The organism is Candidatus Thorarchaeota archaeon, assembly GCA_021498125.1.
Taxonomy (GTDB): domain Archaea; phylum Asgardarchaeota; class Thorarchaeia; order Thorarchaeales; family Thorarchaeaceae; genus B65-G9.
This window is the reverse complement of the sequence record JAIZWL010000010.1, coordinates 1-16,790: the sequence shown is the minus strand read 5'-3', so window position 1 is coordinate 16,790 and position 16,790 is coordinate 1. Positions and strand designations below refer to the sequence as shown.

12 protein-coding genes are annotated in these 16,790 nt (G+C 40.1%); 10 read left to right on the top strand and 2 right to left on the bottom strand.

Features of this window, described 5'->3' with window-relative positions; translation table 11 throughout:
* The first annotated feature begins 26 nt into the window (after positions 1-26).
* Positions 27-719, top strand: a complete 693-nt coding sequence (locus tag K9W43_13735) for a hypothetical protein (GenBank protein MCF2138288.1) — start codon at positions 27-29, stop codon at positions 717-719.
* Positions 720-1,034 carry a type II toxin-antitoxin system RelE/ParE family toxin gene (locus K9W43_13730; protein ID MCF2138287.1) on the top strand — a complete coding sequence of 105 codons (315 nt, stop codon included), beginning with the start codon at positions 720-722 and terminating at the stop codon, positions 1,032-1,034.
* Positions 1,035-1,182: 148 nt separating this feature from the next.
* On the opposite strand, the gene K9W43_13725 is transcribed toward K9W43_13730, so the two are convergent.
* Positions 1,183-1,566, bottom strand: coding sequence for a hypothetical protein (locus tag K9W43_13725; GenBank protein MCF2138286.1), 384 nt, complete (start codon positions 1,564-1,566; stop codon positions 1,183-1,185).
* 364 nt (positions 1,567-1,930) lie between these two features.
* Here K9W43_13725 and K9W43_13720 point away from each other — a divergent pair, with 364 nt between their 5' ends.
* The 4 genes from K9W43_13720 (at position 1,931) to K9W43_13705 (ending at position 9,328) form a co-directional block, all read left to right on the top strand.
* Positions 1,931-2,944 carry a radical SAM protein gene (locus K9W43_13720; GenBank protein ID MCF2138285.1) on the top strand — a complete coding sequence of 338 codons (1,014 nt, stop codon included), beginning with the start codon at positions 1,931-1,933 and terminating at the stop codon, positions 2,942-2,944.
* On the top strand, positions 2,941-7,641 hold the full coding sequence (locus K9W43_13715) for a hypothetical protein (protein MCF2138284.1): 4,701 nt from the start codon (positions 2,941-2,943) through the stop codon (positions 7,639-7,641). Before K9W43_13720 ends, K9W43_13715 begins: the two co-directional genes overlap by 4 nt.
* A gap of 746 nt (positions 7,642-8,387) precedes the next feature.
* Positions 8,388-8,966: a hypothetical protein gene (locus tag K9W43_13710; GenBank protein ID MCF2138283.1), complete on the top strand. Its 579-nt coding sequence runs from the start codon at positions 8,388-8,390 to the stop codon at positions 8,964-8,966.
* Positions 8,963-9,328: a hypothetical protein gene (locus K9W43_13705; GenBank protein MCF2138282.1), complete on the top strand. Its 366-nt coding sequence runs from the start codon at positions 8,963-8,965 to the stop codon at positions 9,326-9,328. The genes K9W43_13710 and K9W43_13705 overlap by 4 nt, the downstream gene beginning before the upstream one ends.
* 344 nt (positions 9,329-9,672) lie before the next feature.
* Here K9W43_13705 and K9W43_13700 read toward each other — a convergent pair whose 3' ends face one another.
* Positions 9,673-10,629 (bottom strand): hypothetical protein, encoded by a 957-nt coding sequence (locus K9W43_13700; protein MCF2138281.1) that lies wholly within the window; start codon positions 10,627-10,629, stop codon positions 9,673-9,675.
* A gap of 294 nt (positions 10,630-10,923) precedes the next feature.
* On the opposite strand from K9W43_13700, the gene K9W43_13695 reads away from it, so the two are divergent.
* The 4 genes from K9W43_13695 to K9W43_13680 form a co-directional block, all read left to right on the top strand.
* Positions 10,924-11,202, top strand: coding sequence for a hypothetical protein (locus K9W43_13695; GenBank protein ID MCF2138280.1), 279 nt, complete (start codon positions 10,924-10,926; stop codon positions 11,200-11,202).
* A gap of 90 nt (positions 11,203-11,292) precedes the next feature.
* Positions 11,293-12,522: a hypothetical protein gene (locus K9W43_13690; protein ID MCF2138279.1), complete on the top strand. Its 1,230-nt coding sequence runs from the start codon at positions 11,293-11,295 to the stop codon at positions 12,520-12,522.
* Positions 12,523-12,775: 253 nt separating this feature from the next.
* Positions 12,776-13,831: a PIN domain-containing protein gene (locus tag K9W43_13685; protein ID MCF2138278.1), complete on the top strand. Its 1,056-nt coding sequence runs from the start codon at positions 12,776-12,778 to the stop codon at positions 13,829-13,831.
* A 220-nt stretch (positions 13,832-14,051) separates the two neighbouring features.
* The coding region (locus K9W43_13680) for a putative DNA binding domain-containing protein (protein MCF2138277.1) at positions 14,052-16,790 on the top strand (2,739 nt) is incomplete at its 3' end.

The window sequence follows — 16,790 nt, the reverse complement described above, 5'->3', positions numbered from 1 at the left end:
CTATAAGGCATTAGAGGTGCGAACACTTGACGACTGTGCTGAGCGACAAACTTAGACCAATTGCAAATATGCTCCTTCTACTGGTCTTGCTTGATCTTGCCAAGACGCATGGTCATTCGCACTTGACTCGTACACAAATTCACAAGTTCTTTTTTTTAATTCAGAGGCAAATGATACATGAACGAATCCTTGCCAGCGGATTTAGATTCCATAAAATGCCACAGGGTCCGTGGTCAACAGACATTGAAACAATTATCCCTGTATTGGAACAAGCTGGGCTTATCACTTCTGACTGCGTACAGACAGCAGACGGGAAACCCGTATTGTTGACCGGACTCACATCCGATGGTGAACCCATATCTCAACAGGCTCTCACACATATGGCGAATAATAATTATCAAAGTATTATTGATGCTATGACTGAGGTTCTGAAAACATATAGTGGTATGAATTCAGAAGATCTTGCGAATTTGACGCACGGGATGCAGAATCTTATCACTCATCAATTGATCGATGATGCTCCTCTACGAAAATGGATTCAAATTCCCATTTCACCCCGCAACGCAAAAATAATCTACGAACCCAGTGATGATCTCGAAGAGACCTTAGAAGTATTGCTCGACGCGGATCTACGCGAAATGCTCGACAGGTCCATCGAGGATGCACGACAGGGTAGAATCCATATCCTCTCCTCTCTCGATGACCTGGAGGATGATTGATTGGACTGGCAGGCCGCTCTTACTGACCAGTTCCTCAAAGCTCGGAAGAAGCTTAAGGATAAGAAGGTACGCAATCGAATTGATACCGGCATCCACGACATCTTGAGTGACCCTTATCACAATTCTAAGGTTCTTGTTGGTTTAGGCTATCGCTCACGACGGTTTGGAAAATATCGGATACTCTATCAAATCTGTGAAGACTGCCGGTTACGTGGAGTCGAAGATATGATTGGCTGTGCTAATTGTGATCAGACGCCCGATAACACTGTTGTCTTTCTTGCGTTCGGTCTGCGCAAGAATGTCTATGATAGGTAGTCACCGTTTCGGACTATCGCTATATGGTTCTTTTGTTAGATCAAGAATGCTACTTTTGTTGTTATTGACAATGGACTAATCTGTTTCGCCTCAGATTTTACCTTGCCAAATTGGCCTCTTCTCAAGGTCTGGTTGACTATGCATTATTCTATATGTAGAACTTCCTTTTGATACTCTCCTGATTCAAGTACAGCACAATTATGAGGTTCAGCAATAAGGAGATCCATGAGATATTCGACAGGTTCAGGGTTCCTCCGGGACCGATCACTCCTAACGCGATAATGAGCAGGTTGAGCATTGCGAAGATGATGTCCGCATACCACGCCCACCGCGCAAGACTGAGTAACCCTAACCCCAATGCGATATAGATCACTGCTATGAGCACCATTCCGTATTGGACCGATTGCAGGACATGGAAGAGGACTAGATAACTGAACTCACTGAAGATCGGACTGGAGCCTATAAGGATCAGTATCCCTGCTAGGAGATTCAATACTGCTAAAAATGCTACACCAAGTGGTACTCTCGCCATCTCTCAAACACCTTCGATGCCTGCTTCTCTTGTCAACGTATATGGTTTTCTGTCAAATCATCTTACCCGAACTAGCAAGGTTTTCCTTCAATCATCATAACCAGAGCTGTGTGAAAAGTCAACGAGCAAGCTTGTGAGAATTCCGTTCTCCTCAATGTGGGTCCTGGGTTCACTCACAGCAATATCGTGACTTGAGTGTCGCTGTTCATATCTGCGGACTTTTCACATGACTTGTATTATTGAACCTGTATCTCGTTCCACTAACTTATTTTATTTCGGTATGAATTTTGCATGAAATATTCATGCATGTCATATTTTTGTCAATTTAGATGCATAACAATATCATATATAACACATGACATACTTGACAACTAACTGGTGGGACTTGCCCGGGTTTGGAGCAAGTACGAAACATCGAAAAATCGAAGGGTACCCTCATGAGATGCGGATCTTCATCAATAGTGTCTGTAATCACAGATGCGGGTTTCCAGATGGAAAGACATGGTGTCACTCTAGAGATGATATGGTTGGTTCAGGACGGAACTTGGATTTGGAGAGTTGGCTGCACCTTCTAGCAGGAATGGATCGATGGAACATGCATTCACTAAAGATTGCAGGGATGGAACCTACACTACATCCTGATCTGACAGAGTTGATATCTGAAACTCGGTCTTTCAATATATCCGACCTTAGTATGACCACAAATGGTACTCGGTTAGCATCTGTACTACCTGATCTTATAGAGGCTGGTTTGAACAGGCTAACTGTTTCTCTACATACTCTGGATCCGGTAATCTTCAAACAAATAACTCGTGGAAGCATTTTACCAGTTCTTGAATCTCTAGACTTGTGTGCGGATTTTGGAATACCCACGAAATTGAATGTTGTTCTTCTTCGTGGTGTGAATGATAATATTCAAGATTTGTTAAATTATGCAGCAATCAAAAATTTTGAACTCAAGCTCTATCCTTTGTTATGGCAACCTCATTTTAAATCAGAGTACGAGCGATATTTCGTATCTTGGAACGAAGTGATTCAGCCCTACGCGATAAATTGGAGAGGCCTTGAAATTACAGAATTCGTTGATCCTCAACGGTATCGTTACACCCTAGAAACTGAGAACGGTGTAAGAGTGACTACGAGTTGGTTTCATCATAAACGCGGCAGCAAGTATCAGCTTTGTAGAAACTGTCCATTGAATTCAATGTGTGAAGAGGGGTTCATGGGATATGGCTTTGAAACCGATTCGGATCTTGCATTGACTCCCTGCTATCTGAGGCCAGCGCTTCGGATTGATCTCAAACCTTTCTTAGAACAGAATTTTGGCCGAATAAAGAAACGGCTGAATCAAATGGCATATGGGGGAAATAAAAGGTGAGTATCGAAAAAGAATACATTCCTCAATTACTTAAGGATCTCGAAATCTCGAGAGATATCGAAGATGCGTATCAAATCTTAGATTTGAGCCGTGATGGAAAATGGTCTGTCAGACTTCTCTTGCTCTCTTACTTGCTAAAAGAGAACGAACTGCAAAAAATCAGTGAGTTTGTAGATTTTGGATTCTCAAAGACCGCCGAAGATTCCCTATTTCACCGGTTTAATTTCCCTAAGATTAGAAGTGCCTTAGCACTGCCTGAGAAATGGTTTGAAGACACTGCTGAATATATTAGTGGTTCGGGAAATGCCAGAAGTCTTCTTAGTAAACGGACCGACTTGTTCACTAAGATTGATTCTAGATATACACTGAATAATGAAAATGGTGCTAGGAATCTCGCACTTGTTCTATACATTTTCTTAATAAAAGCGCATAAAATTGATTTAACTGAAACTCCCGAGGTACAGGAGGGATCGAAAGAATCTGGGATTTCTGAATTGTATCAAAAGTTATTGTTGATTGATTCCACCGGTGCGCCCACACGATTCTTTCAAGAGATTCAAACACTTATTGAAAATCAATCCATTCTGGCTCAAGATACTGAATTTGATAGGGATGAAAGGAGTATTCTTCCATATATTCAGACTGTAATTCTAAACTTGCTTCTGAAACACGATAATGCCTTCTCTAAATCTCCACGTAAGAAGAAGCTGAAAATTGTCGCTGATACATTTTATACGTTATCAGTATCTAAGGGACATAAGGAATTCAATGTTGATGAATGGTTGAACCATCAACCGATTAAAACGGATAGGGATCATACAGAGTTAGATGAAGAACGCCCCGAAGAATCAATTTCTACCATCGCGTTGCTTGTTGGGAGTGCAGGTAGTGGAAAGTCATTTTGGATGATTCAGCAAGCATGTGAATTATGGAATGAAACCTTCGACTCCTCTCCTACTCAAAGTAATAGTCACAAATTGATTCCAATCTTTCTGGAACTAGGCGCTATGTTTCTGGACCGAACTAAACGAGGTGAAGCTCTTGTATATGCTGAAGGGAGGTCCCCATTGCTGTACAAAGATGAAGAACTGGGCGAAATGTCTCGTAGTACATTGATTGCTCGATCACTTGAAGCTATGTTGAATAAATTTCATGGTCATGTACCAAAGATACTCGACCGCATAGATTGGAAGATGGAGTATGTTATTTTTCTCGATGGATGGGATGAACTTAAACCAGTAGAACGGAACGAGGCAGCTAAATTCGTAGATGCATGTCGCAAAAATGAAATCCCATGCATCATAAGCTCCAGAACTAGTGATCTCTATTTAGAAAAAATAGAACCAGTTTATTTGAACCTTGAAGCACCCTCAAATGATAGTTGCACTGTTTATCTGCGTTCCAGAGGAATGGATGCAGCTGTTCTTGGCAATATTAGCAAGTGGTTTCCAAACTTGACTCCTCTGGATTTGGAGATACTGGGACGAGTACCAAAAATGGAGGAAGTTTCTTATGGACGAGTTCCCGTCTATAGAAGTTGGATTGAATTACAGGTCTTATCTTCTATTCATCCAAACATTCCACACGATATACGATCTCGCTCCGAGATCGATCGGATAATTGAGGGGAATGTGTATGCAGAAAAAACATTGAAGGATTGGATTCGAAGTCGAGATGTTTCTCACTCCGTTTGGAGATATTTACCCTATATAGCATATCTGCAGAGAGAGGGTCGAAATACAACTCTTAGTTACGACCAAGTTTTACAATATAATCCACTACTAAAGAATCTCTTAGAGAAACGTTATGGTTCAGGGGATTCTCCTTATCCTGAAATCGCAAGGAATAATTTAATCCCCTATCTGTCTGCGGAGTATATTTTTAGATCATATCTATCAGGAAAGTATCCACCTATTCGAGGGGATTCGCAAACTTTCAGTTTTCTTGTGGAGATATTATCATACGATCTGGAAAGAAGACATGAGGGAGAGCCAATTCATAGAAGTGCAGAATTGTCCCCATTAGAAATATCTGCAATGATATGTATTCAGGGAGAATCAGAATCCTTTGATTCTGGGATGAAAATACAACCAATTAAACCAACAGAAAGATCAAGAGCAACTCCCTTCTATAATGCCCTATTTACTGGTCTTGTTCGATATTGGACACTATCACAAGATCAACGTTCAAGAAGACGTATTCTTAGAATATTTACAAATTTACTTCGAGATATTATAATAGAAGAAAAAGATGATATTCCGGAGCAATACATTGTGCCTTTGATCGAAATTGAAAATGCACTTGGGACTACTGATATTTCTAAGTTGATCCCAGAAGACCCCGAACAGCAAAAAGGCATAGCGGTTCGTGATTCATTAGGATACATCCTCTACCATCTTGATTATGATAAGATTCAGGATTGGTTGCTTCATCTCACATCTACGAAACCTTGGCTGACTCCCTGGACGATAAGAGTACTAGAACCGGAGCGCCTACCAAAGATAATCAAAATAATTGATGAGGCGCACGATAAGCAGATGATTTACGACGTTTTTAGATATGTTACTTCTAATTTCACATCAATAGGTATCGATTGGCTCGAGAGTCTATATAGAAATGCAGCGCGACTTAATTCGGAGGCACTATGGACTTCACTTGCATATATCTTTTTGAACTCGAACGCCGAGATGGATGACGCCAGATTTTCAATATTCCTTGAAACTATTGGTTCTTCATATGTTGAAGAGAAACTGAAATTAAAACTGATTTATAATATTAGTAAGATAACATTACCGGAACGATACACAAGAGAGGTATGGATGGCTACTGAACGCAATAAGATAGACTCCAAATACGGGATAGCTATATGCCTCTCCCAAGAGCTTCCTGAGATTAGCTTGGATGATATTTTTGATGTAATCCGGAAAAGCGATGGCTGGAAATGGTTGGGACTTCTCCTTCCCGAACTTCTCAAAGAAGAATATGATGAAGCAGAGATTAACAGACACTTCGTACAACTTAGCTATACAATTATGCAAGCTATACGTAAAATTAAGGTGGCCCCATGGGATAAGGCGCGTCTTAGAAACTTGATTGACTTATGGTGGGACTCAAATCTCCAGACAATTGATGATGCAATGAGATTGCTCTACATCATCTCAAAACCCGTGAGTGAGATCGGTCAGAGACGATTAGACTATAGAGCAACCGAGGTTATTGAACGAATAGCAAGCTGGTTGAAAACTGTACGGAAATCTACTAAGAAGAAATTCTTCCACAAGCTCATCAAATCAGAAATTGATATGATGGATTTCCAAATTGATGAATATCTTTATCCTCTCTACAAAGAAATCGATGACCGAAGTGATTTAGACGATCTTCTTGTTGAACGATATACAAATCTAATTCAGGGACTACTGTATCTTCCGTTATCCAGAGATTCATGGATAAAACATATTGACAAAGTTGACTGGGATGAAATTCTGGAGTGGAGTTACCTCATGGAAGCTTATCTAGAATCTGGTCATGTCAAAACCATTGAAGATGCGATCAAAATTCTCGACGATATTTTGGCTCTGAGAAACTGTCTAATAGAGACGTTTGACCCTCTAGTGAGCTGGGTCATGCAAAGACCAAAGGGTGAGATTGCAGCATTTATACTTCGACTATTAGAAAAAGATCCTACCTCAAGAGAAACGAGATATTGGCAGAGAATCAAGAAAAGTGGTCTTGTAGAATCTCTTTCTCCTATTTCGACTAACAGCCCTCAATTATATGCTCGAATTCTGGAGATTGCAGAAGAGATGCCTCTAAGTATAATCGATACGCGATCCGTTCTTCAGTTCCTTTTTGAGCATCTTACACCTGAAGACAAACTCAGAATTGTAAGACCTCACTTTGATAAATATCTGGATGGAAACGATTTCTTCTACAGTACTGCTCTTGAAGAAATGATTCTACTTTATGGTACAAAGAAAGACATGAATACACTCATCCGCTCGTTGAATAAAGAGCCAAGATACCTTGGGGCCATTTGGTCCAAGAATCCCGAGAGAGCAAGGGAGATAGCAATGAAACTAACCAATCCTTTTGCACGACTTTTATATGAAATTGATATGGAAGGAGGTTGGGATGAGTACAAGAAGAAACTTGAGAGCGATCCAAAGAAGGCTGAGGAAACTCTATTGCTCTTTATCGAGAACGATCGGACTGGAACCGTATGTTCATTCCTCACATCAGGAAGAGTTTTGAGGGAAGTTGCACTCAAACATTGGAAAATGATATTCCCACACGAAGGGACTGTGAACAGTTTGTTTGAAATCTATCTTGGCGATTTATTCGATGAAGATAGCGATGAGATTGTTGAGTACGTAGCACGTGAAGTTGACAGAATTCACAAAGACCTCAAAAAAAGGGAAAAGAAAGAACCCCTGGATATTCACACCCCCTGGTTTTCATGGGATATATCAACTTTGGATAAGATTCGAGATAGATGTGGTTTTCATGGTCTCAAGCGACTACTCGCCAAAGTTAAAGATCCTTATGCAATAGAAGGAGTAATGACTTATCTTGTTGGAGCCGCAAAGAAGGAAGGAGTTCCGAAATCTGAAATTATCTCAATGAAAGAATACAAGAAACTCCGCAAAGCTACAAGATGGTATTTGATTAGGGATTATGAGAAAGTGAAAGATAATTGAGCCGACTTTCATGATTTTCTGTCAAATTAAGCTCCTCTACCGATGAAGGAAACTTTGTACTCAACTTGTATACTCTCCCAAGACTTCGATGTGCATTCAGGCACCTGCGTTAATTATCTCCTACGAAATATGAATCAAGTAAGGATTCACACAGCATCTCTGGCCACGGATAGGTGTGAAGTAGTGGCATGAGCACTCTGGCCTAGTCACGTCCTTTGTCTTCCTATCGTAATACTTGATCGTTGGTCTAGTGATGGAAACGAATTCACGGCACGTGGGGCTTCAATACGAACGTATAAAGCAGTGAAGGCGCAATGTTCTTCGACATGGACGTTCGTAGAAAGATTCTCGCAGGAGTAATGATGCGGTTCGGAATGCCTCGGGTCAAAGAGATAGCTGGCTCGTTTTGGACGTGCGAGATACCATTGAACAATTCTCCCGCGTGGTCTCCAGTAAAAGCAATCCCAACGTGTTGCATGAAGTACAAAATGGGGAATCACACACGCTATTAAAACTAATATTATCCTGAACGCAAGTTCGGCCCTGCTGATGAGGTCAATCGCTATCAGGCCTGCGAGTAATACCCACAAGTCATCGCTGATGCCGTCAGTCACAATTCTCTCTGCTCTCTTGGTAATCTTCCTTCTATTTTATTTATCGTTTTTCTGGTCTAATGGTCCTGTCGATAGGCTACGGACATAAAGACTGAATAAGGCAGAAATACTACATTACGTAGGGATAATACTATGTCCGTTCGTATACCCTCTCCGGCAGAGGACGAGATCGACGATAATGACCAAAAACATGCTAAACCCTCAAAAGGTGTGTTTACTGGTGATGTTATCCCTTTGGTCCATTCGCCTCTTACTATATCACGAAAAAATCCTACTGGTAAGAAAATAATTGAGCGCGAAATCTCAAAACTTTCGGAGATGGACCATTCAAGTGAGGCCGCCGAGAATACTGCTGTTCTTTCTCCCGATATCTCTCCTGATCTGCAACGACTCCTTGATACTGACTTGCGGGTAAAGGAATGTTTTTTGAAAATATTGACTGCTATTCAAAAACTACTTGTCCATGATCCGAATGTGGTTACTTTTCGAGTAGTGAAGTTAAATGATCCCGAAGGGTCAAAACTGAGAATCTATTTTGTTATTCAGATGCGAGAACTATCAAAGGAAGATAAACGTCATCTGAAGCGTCGTATTATTAGAATAGTAGATGATATTGTTCAACAACTCGCAAAGAACTATAAGTTTGATCGGGAACAATTTGTCCAATTACGGACTATTTTCGGAACTATCGTTGAGGTTCAAGATACATGACTTTCTCCTATGCAACTCACATTGATCTGTGCAATCATCTTTTAGGTGTCGGAACCGAGTCTGCTTATAGAACCGTTGTTAACAGAACTTTTCTCTCTGCTGCGATGATTATCTATCAGACTATCCGAGAGACGGTTGGTCCTATTCCACGCGACCATACGTTCTATGATGCGCTTGAAGAAAAGGTATTCCTTATTACTGAGGATTCTGAATTAGTGGAGTATCTCAAAGAACTTAGATATAGTCGATTAGATGCTGACTATGATCCCGAGCGGAGCATATCGCACACAAAAGCAAGTGACTGTATTGATACGCCAATAGTCTTATTCAAAAAATACAAGGACTGGTGTAAGATACTTTGATCTTCTTGATGCTTGGGATGTAAGATGCTCTCCCCGATTCTGTTACACTATTGGCTATTTTATAGTATTATTTTTAAGTGTTTCCTCCTCATTTGGAACATTATGCTTGTCATTACTCCTTTGTACGTTCTTCAGGCCCTAGGTCATGATTATTCCGATTGCCTGCGTTCTACCACTTAACGTTTCAAGCCCCTACTTCATCAACCAGCAGGATAGCATGATGATACTGGTAATCATATGGATGCTCACTCAGCATGATTGAGCGCAGTAGGCTCACATGTATCCACTGTGAAAGTTTCTCTTGAGATTCATTCTTTTTAGTCGTTCTAGTGCCAGTCAGTCCATTATTTTAATCCAAACCATGCTCTGAGAAGGAGTCCTATGTATATATCACATTTATCTGCATCAGAGGACGTGAATGACTTTGCGTCCTCCTTCTGGTGTATCCGGTTTCGGATTTTGATTAATTCACCAGCAAGAAAGTCTTCCAATGAATGAGCCCTTACAACCTCCAGTTTCCTCAAAGCCCCCAACAAGTTGCCAGCCGACCATCTATCCAACGGTTTGCCTGATATATTCTTAGATACCTCTTCAAATTGATCGGGCTTTGATTCAATCGCCTTATCGAGTAGATTCCTCATTGCCGCCTCAAGGGCTTGGCTCGTTGCAACAACGGTGCCACCCCAGTCCTCTCTATACAGGCATCGTTTCTGTTTCAAGATCGTATTCCATACTGATTCTGGTATTGACGAGATGAACAATGTCGGGGGTGTATTGACTGCATCTAGTCCTGCTGAGGTCAAATATAACTGTTTGTCGTCATCATAGAGAACGAGGAGTCCAAGAAGGATGAGCTTGCTAATTCGACGTGTGAATTCAGCTCCCTCTCTCATTATGCTCCGTTTCATGAGCCTCTCTTGGAGGTCTAGAATATCCCCACCAAGCTCTTTTACGTAGACAAGTGTTTCGTGATCAATAGAGTCTGCTAACATGTAGGGCGGAAAGCTGCCTGCTTCTAATTTCATGATTTCATCTTTTTCAGTAGTAGTATTTCGAATGGTCTGGACTAAATCTCTTCTTTTACGATAAATCGCAATCCCGTCAGATGCACCACAGAACATCCCGGCTGAGCCAACAAGGATAGACCCCATAAATATCATTATCGTACTAGGACTGTTCAGTAAACGGAAGAATGGAAAGGTCTTCGCCATAACCCAAATGACTAGTGCGTAAGATATGCAGATGATCCCTATGCGGGTCATATACCTGACAAATATCCGATAGGCCCTTCCTGATTCCACCCAAATCCTCCGAATAGATTTCTTAATCTGAGATGAGTCTTTTGGTTTTGGGGTGCTGTGTGAAAAGTTACGGTATGAACAGAATCAATCAAAACTGGAGGCTAATGTGATCTGAATAGGACATCACGTTAAGGTGTTCTGACCTCTTACAATTTTGCTTATTGATTTTTCACACAGCTCCGTCAAATGACAACTATGATAAAGGGAATACAATTATTTCCGCGTTCGGCAAAGGTTATCGGTTAAGACTATGTTTGGATAATGAAGAAAAGACAAGTAGTAAGGGGCTAAACTATGGATCGGATTGCGATTATTGGTATGTGTGACAAGGATTATGTAGATGAAATTCTGCATGGAATTGAAACTAGAACTGTAAGTACTACCGTTGAATGGACAAATACTATTAATGATGGTATGAAAAAGGCGCTCGATTTCTCAATACACCGTTATGGTTATGCACGACTCTTCTTTTACGAAACAAAAAAAAGTGGCGGTGGAGGGATTAGAATAGCTGCGCATTTCGATTCTTATAAAGATATTATGCTACCGAATTGTTATGGTCGGAAACCCTAAAATCTCTTAATGTAAAGATACAAGTGTTTAATCCCCGCTGACATTTCCATATTTACCATATTTTATACAAAGTATCAAAGGACACAAGGAATGGATAACGCCTTTGCCTATGTCCATGATTTTCAAAATATCCAAGGCAGGGATATGGCAGTTTTTGTCAAGATAGTCTGGAATTCCTTTAAATGGCAACTCCCCTCTGGTAGTATGAAAAATCCCAAAGACGGTTCGTACTATGCCCGTTATGGATTTGGTCATGAAGAATGGGATTTTCGAACTGATCACAACTTTGATAGATCAATCTATGGTTTTATGATGGCACGACCTGCGAATCTGAAACGATTGGGGTATTCAGAAGATGAAGCATTTCCAGTCTATTTCTATTCTTCTCCCTTTGATACGGGTGTTGGTGATACTTTTCTCATTGGAGGATATCTTAAGAGTAGATATGTTGCTGAGGATGAAATAGGTCAATTGAAAGACTTTCATAAAAAAAGTGCTATTTTTGATGAGCGCATTGACGAGGTATTTTCAGTTGTTTCAGAGAGAAGTTCATTTGGAAATATTTCTCACTTCAAAACTCTCAGTATAATTGATAAAAGGCGAATCATAGAAAATGTGTTGGATTCGGAAGGGTATGAGGCAAAACGCTACTTAAAATGTCCTATCGAAGAAGTAGTGGTTTTTCCGGAGCCTATACCGATTGACAAGTATCTTAAACAACTGATGAGTCGAACTAATGTATTTGGAAAATATACAAGGCCTATGTATCTGCCAGTATATCCTGTCATTTTAAATAAATTCGGTTCTTCAAGAATAATTACTACAGAGTTGTCTTTAGATGTTGAATCCGGGCTTTCTGAAGATCATCCCGAAGTATACAAAAGTGAAACTTCTAATCCGCATGATATTTCATATATTCAGTATGAACTAAGGTCTAGGACACGTGAGTATTGTACAAAGGAGTTTGAACTAGTTAATAGGTTCATGGTATGGCTGAAGACTGCTTATGGAATCAAGTCATTCAAAGAGATTAGGTATATTGACTTGTGTTTTGATTATAATGGACTTTCTTTTGGAGTTGAAGCCAAATATTCTGATGGGGCGTTACGCTTTCCAATCCGAGCTGCACTGGGACAAATACTAGAGTATAATTTCTATCCCGGCCGAGTGCCTAAGAATCATTGGATACTATTATTAAATCGTGAACCTAACAAGGCAGATCAAAGTTGGGTGGATAAACTAGAGATTGGTGTGCCACTTAGTTTGTGCTGGGATACTGAAAACGGCTTTGAGTTTACACATAACCCTCTAGATGTTTAGTTGTATCTATATTGATTGTGATGATAATTTATCCGTAATGATTTGATGCAATGGCTTATGATATTTTTGAGTGGGAACATCGTTTTAGGATTGTATGCTATTTTTGAACTTGGATTTAGCTTACTATATTACTCGAAGCAGAATAATTTCTAGTTGAATGTAAGCAATCCAATTTATTGCTATATCTATAAATTTCCGAAAATGCTTTAGGCCGATCGATAACTATCCTTAGTCGGAGGTACTTGATATCTTTATGACCGATTTACTAAGTCCTGTGAATTGGGTAAGTGATGATTGTAAAAAGTATTGGAATGATGCTATAGCCCTACTGGATCCTAGCTCTGAAATATACCTTAGAAACTTTCTTTCAAAGTTTGGTAGTGTTCTAAAATCTTCAACTGGTTTCAGTATCCGAATCGTAGTGGATACAAATGTAGTACTTTCGGAGATTCTTCGAATCATGAATGGAAAAAGACCTTTTTTTTCGGCGCTAACTAAAAGTCCTTTTTTGGATGCTCTTGCCCCAATCGAGATGCGGAATGAGATTTATGAAAAGATTCCCGAAAAGTTTGAGGGCATTGAAGAGCAGAAGGCATTATCTATTGCAGAACGAATTTTTCAAGGAATACGTTTTGTAAAAGGCTTCAAGATACACGATCAAGCCAAAGCCGAGTATTTAATGGGTACAAGAGATCCTAAAGATGTTGTATTTGTACAGATTATTCTCGAGTACAATACACATGGTGTGATTTCAAAAGATAAGGATTTTATTGACATTGACGAGTTTAAAACATGGGAACTTGGTGAGATTGGTAGGATTTTAACTGAAGTTAACAGAGGTGCCCTCACTTTGTGGGTCGCGGCAGAAGGGATACCTTATGCTACGCTTGCTCTTATCATGATAGGTATGGAAATAGTTTCAATGGGATTCGAGGCAGTCGAACAGATTATGAACACAGGTCTTTGTATCGGAGAACAGATATTTACTGAATTGGTTGATAGTGTAAAGCGGCAACCTTTACTGACGATTTCAGCCGCGGGTATTGTATCTTTAATTTCTCTTTTTCTATTATCTTGGGAACCATCAAGACAATTTATTAATGATATTTACAAGAGCGGCAAGAGAGTTGTAGATTCATTCGTGTCTAAAGTGACGATTGCAGTAAATAATCTGCTTGGGGCCATTCAAGTGTTGGTAGAATTTGCGGAAGATCAATTTCCTAAGATAGTGATTTGGTTTGAGTGCCTATCAAATTCAATAGTTCTTCTTTTTAAGAGAATCCATGAGTTGGAGCAAATTAGAACATAGCCATTTTACCGATAACGAATACATTAGTGTCATGACTACCCATTACAATGATAACATAATGAATTCCAATGCTTGAACTTGTTTAGTTATACAGTTGCGGTCCAGTTTGAATGCGTAGCAAACAGGAAAGTAACTGCATATTATTAATTACCATAGTTTATTTGTTTCATGTTGTAATAACATATCATGTCAACTGAAACTTGGTGGGATGGTGAATGTGATGGATAAAATTCCAACAACGGAGAGTCAACCCAATCCTCTCGATATTATAATAATAAATTATCTCATGGGCCAGAGAGGAGAAATGCCTTGGTTAGATTTCAAAGAAATACTCCATATTGAGAGAGGTTCCGATTTTCCAGAGATTACCAAGGACATTTTTGCAATGGCAAATTATGGTGGTGGTTACATTGTTTTTGGAGTTCGGGAGAAAGATACCGGGTCGTTTGAATTCATAGGTCTGCCCAGTGATTTTCATGTAGATGGAGCAACAGTTACAGAGAAGTTCAATTCTTATTCGTCGCAACCCATTAGCCTTTTGTGGGTCGAGCATAGCGAGATTATTCGTGATACTCCTCTAAAGTTTGCAATTATGTATATTCCACCATCAAAAACTGTTCTTGTGCCGATCAAAGAAGGTGCATATGGTAGAGGCCACCAAAGAAAGATAGTATTCAAGGCCAATGACGTTTTTATTAGAAGGGGTTCTCAAAGTATTAAAGCTTCGAGTAACGAGATTGAATGGATTGCAGCTAGGGCGAAAGATGAGCGACATAATCTCTCCATCTTATCAGGCGAAGCGGATGAAGTCCGAGAAACACTTTTTGGAAACCTTTTAGAAGTGAAAAAGCTCCCCGATCATGTATACATTGGAGAGGTTCTCCCAAGAAGAACCAAGGGTTCTCAAAGATTTCCTGGACCTTATGTAATCTTTGATCACAAGTGTTATTCATTTCTCAATTTGAGTCGTCCTAGTTTCAAATCTATTGTAAAACAAGATACAATACTAAGAATAAGGACGGGTGACTTAGATGAAGAAGATTTGCAGATCATAGTTTTACTTCTCAACAATGAAATCAAAACTGCTTGTTATAGTATTGGACTAAAATATCAATCAAGGGGGAGGAAATATTATTTTCCGTTAAGACCAAGAGACGGCTCGCGACGACGAATAAAATGGTCTGGACGATATCGTGCATCTACTAGGACAGTTGCTCAAAAGATAATCCCCGAAGTTGGTGGAAACCTGGAGTATTGTAGTCATGCAGCTGTAAAACTAGTAGCTAGGGAGATTGATTCATCTTTATACATCCAGATTTCTCCACGAATTGTACTTACCTCTGATGGCTACAAACCTATTATTGACTCTACAATGGGAACAAAAATCACCAGCTTGTCGTATAATGAATACAACGGTCAATACTTGCTGAATATTTTGTTCTGGATTTCATTATTTCCAACTGATAATGGGGATATTATCATTAATGACCGAATACGTCTATCTGGAGAGCCAGTTCGTTCGATTACGGAAGTTGGAATTCGTGGAGATCTTCCTAAAAAAGAACAACAAGACGAGTTCGAAGATCACTACATTAGCATTGAAGACCAGACAATCGAAACATTTCCTTCACGTTATCTTGGGGAGCCCACTCTACGATTTGGAGGCGGAGGTACGGAAAAGGATCCCCGTGTTGGTCTCAAGCATTTTGGGCCGTATGTTCCACATGATGGGGGTTCCCCATTAAGTCAAATTCGTCTTGGTATTGTGGGAACTGGGCGGACTATTCGATTAGCTAAGGATATAGTTAGTTTACTCAAAAGTCCTATAGGTTCCGCAAAACGAAATCAATGGCTTTTCCCACCCTATCCTGGTTTTAAACTCGATTCTGCAATAGGTTGTGATATTGTTACTCAGTCCAACTGGATTGCTACGATATCTAACACTCGTATTAGAAGAATAGTTGATATTGACGATGTAAATGAGCGAATTGCACAAGCCGCCATTCTATTTGCAGAACATGTGGGAAAAGTCGTAAGTGAAGATAGCCCTCCAGCCGTAGTACTTTGTTGTCTTCCAAAAGAAATTGAAGAATATTGTGGTATATCAGAGAGAACAAGAGGCGCAAAACAAAAACGGTTATCTCCAGAGGAGAAGAAACTATTAAAGTTAAAAGAAGAGGGACAGACATTCCTTACAGAATGGGGAATAGGCATCGATTTGATGAAACCGAATAGGGCCTCTGAAAAGAACTATGATCTTTGGGCGGCATTAAAGGGTCGAGCAATGGACTTAGGAGTACCAATACAATTACTTCAAGAAAGCACTGGTAGAGATATATTACATTATTCACCCAAGACCAGCAGTACCGAGCCTCCAGCAAGCTTTGCATGGAATCTTTCAACGGCACTTTACTACAAAGCAAGTGGAAGACCTTGGAGATTAGCAGAGTTATCTGAAGGGACCTGCTATGTTGGTATATCATTCTATCGAAGCCGTGTATCTTCGGATAGCTTTCTGAGAACATCAATGGCCCAGATATTTACCCATAGTGGTGAAGGGTATGTCCTACGGGGTGGATCTGTCAAGGTTCGTGAAACAACTAAGGAGGCGCATCTTGAACGCCATCAGGCTAAGGAACTTATGGACGAGATCATTCGAAAATTCACAGAACGAACAAATGCCCCTCCAAATCGTGTGGTTGTTCATAAAACTTCATTCTTCTCAGAAGAGGAATTATCAGGTTTTCAAGAGGCGATTGGTGACACTCCCGCAGATTACGTGGCAATTCGAGAGAAACAGGGCTATCGATTTCTACGGAGTGGCAACTATCCAATTCTTCGAGGTATGATGATTTCGTTGTCGCCCAGTGTACATCTTTTGTATACACATGGTTACTCGCCTAGATTGAGATCATACCCCGGACATCATGTACCGGATCCATTATACATTCATCATAAT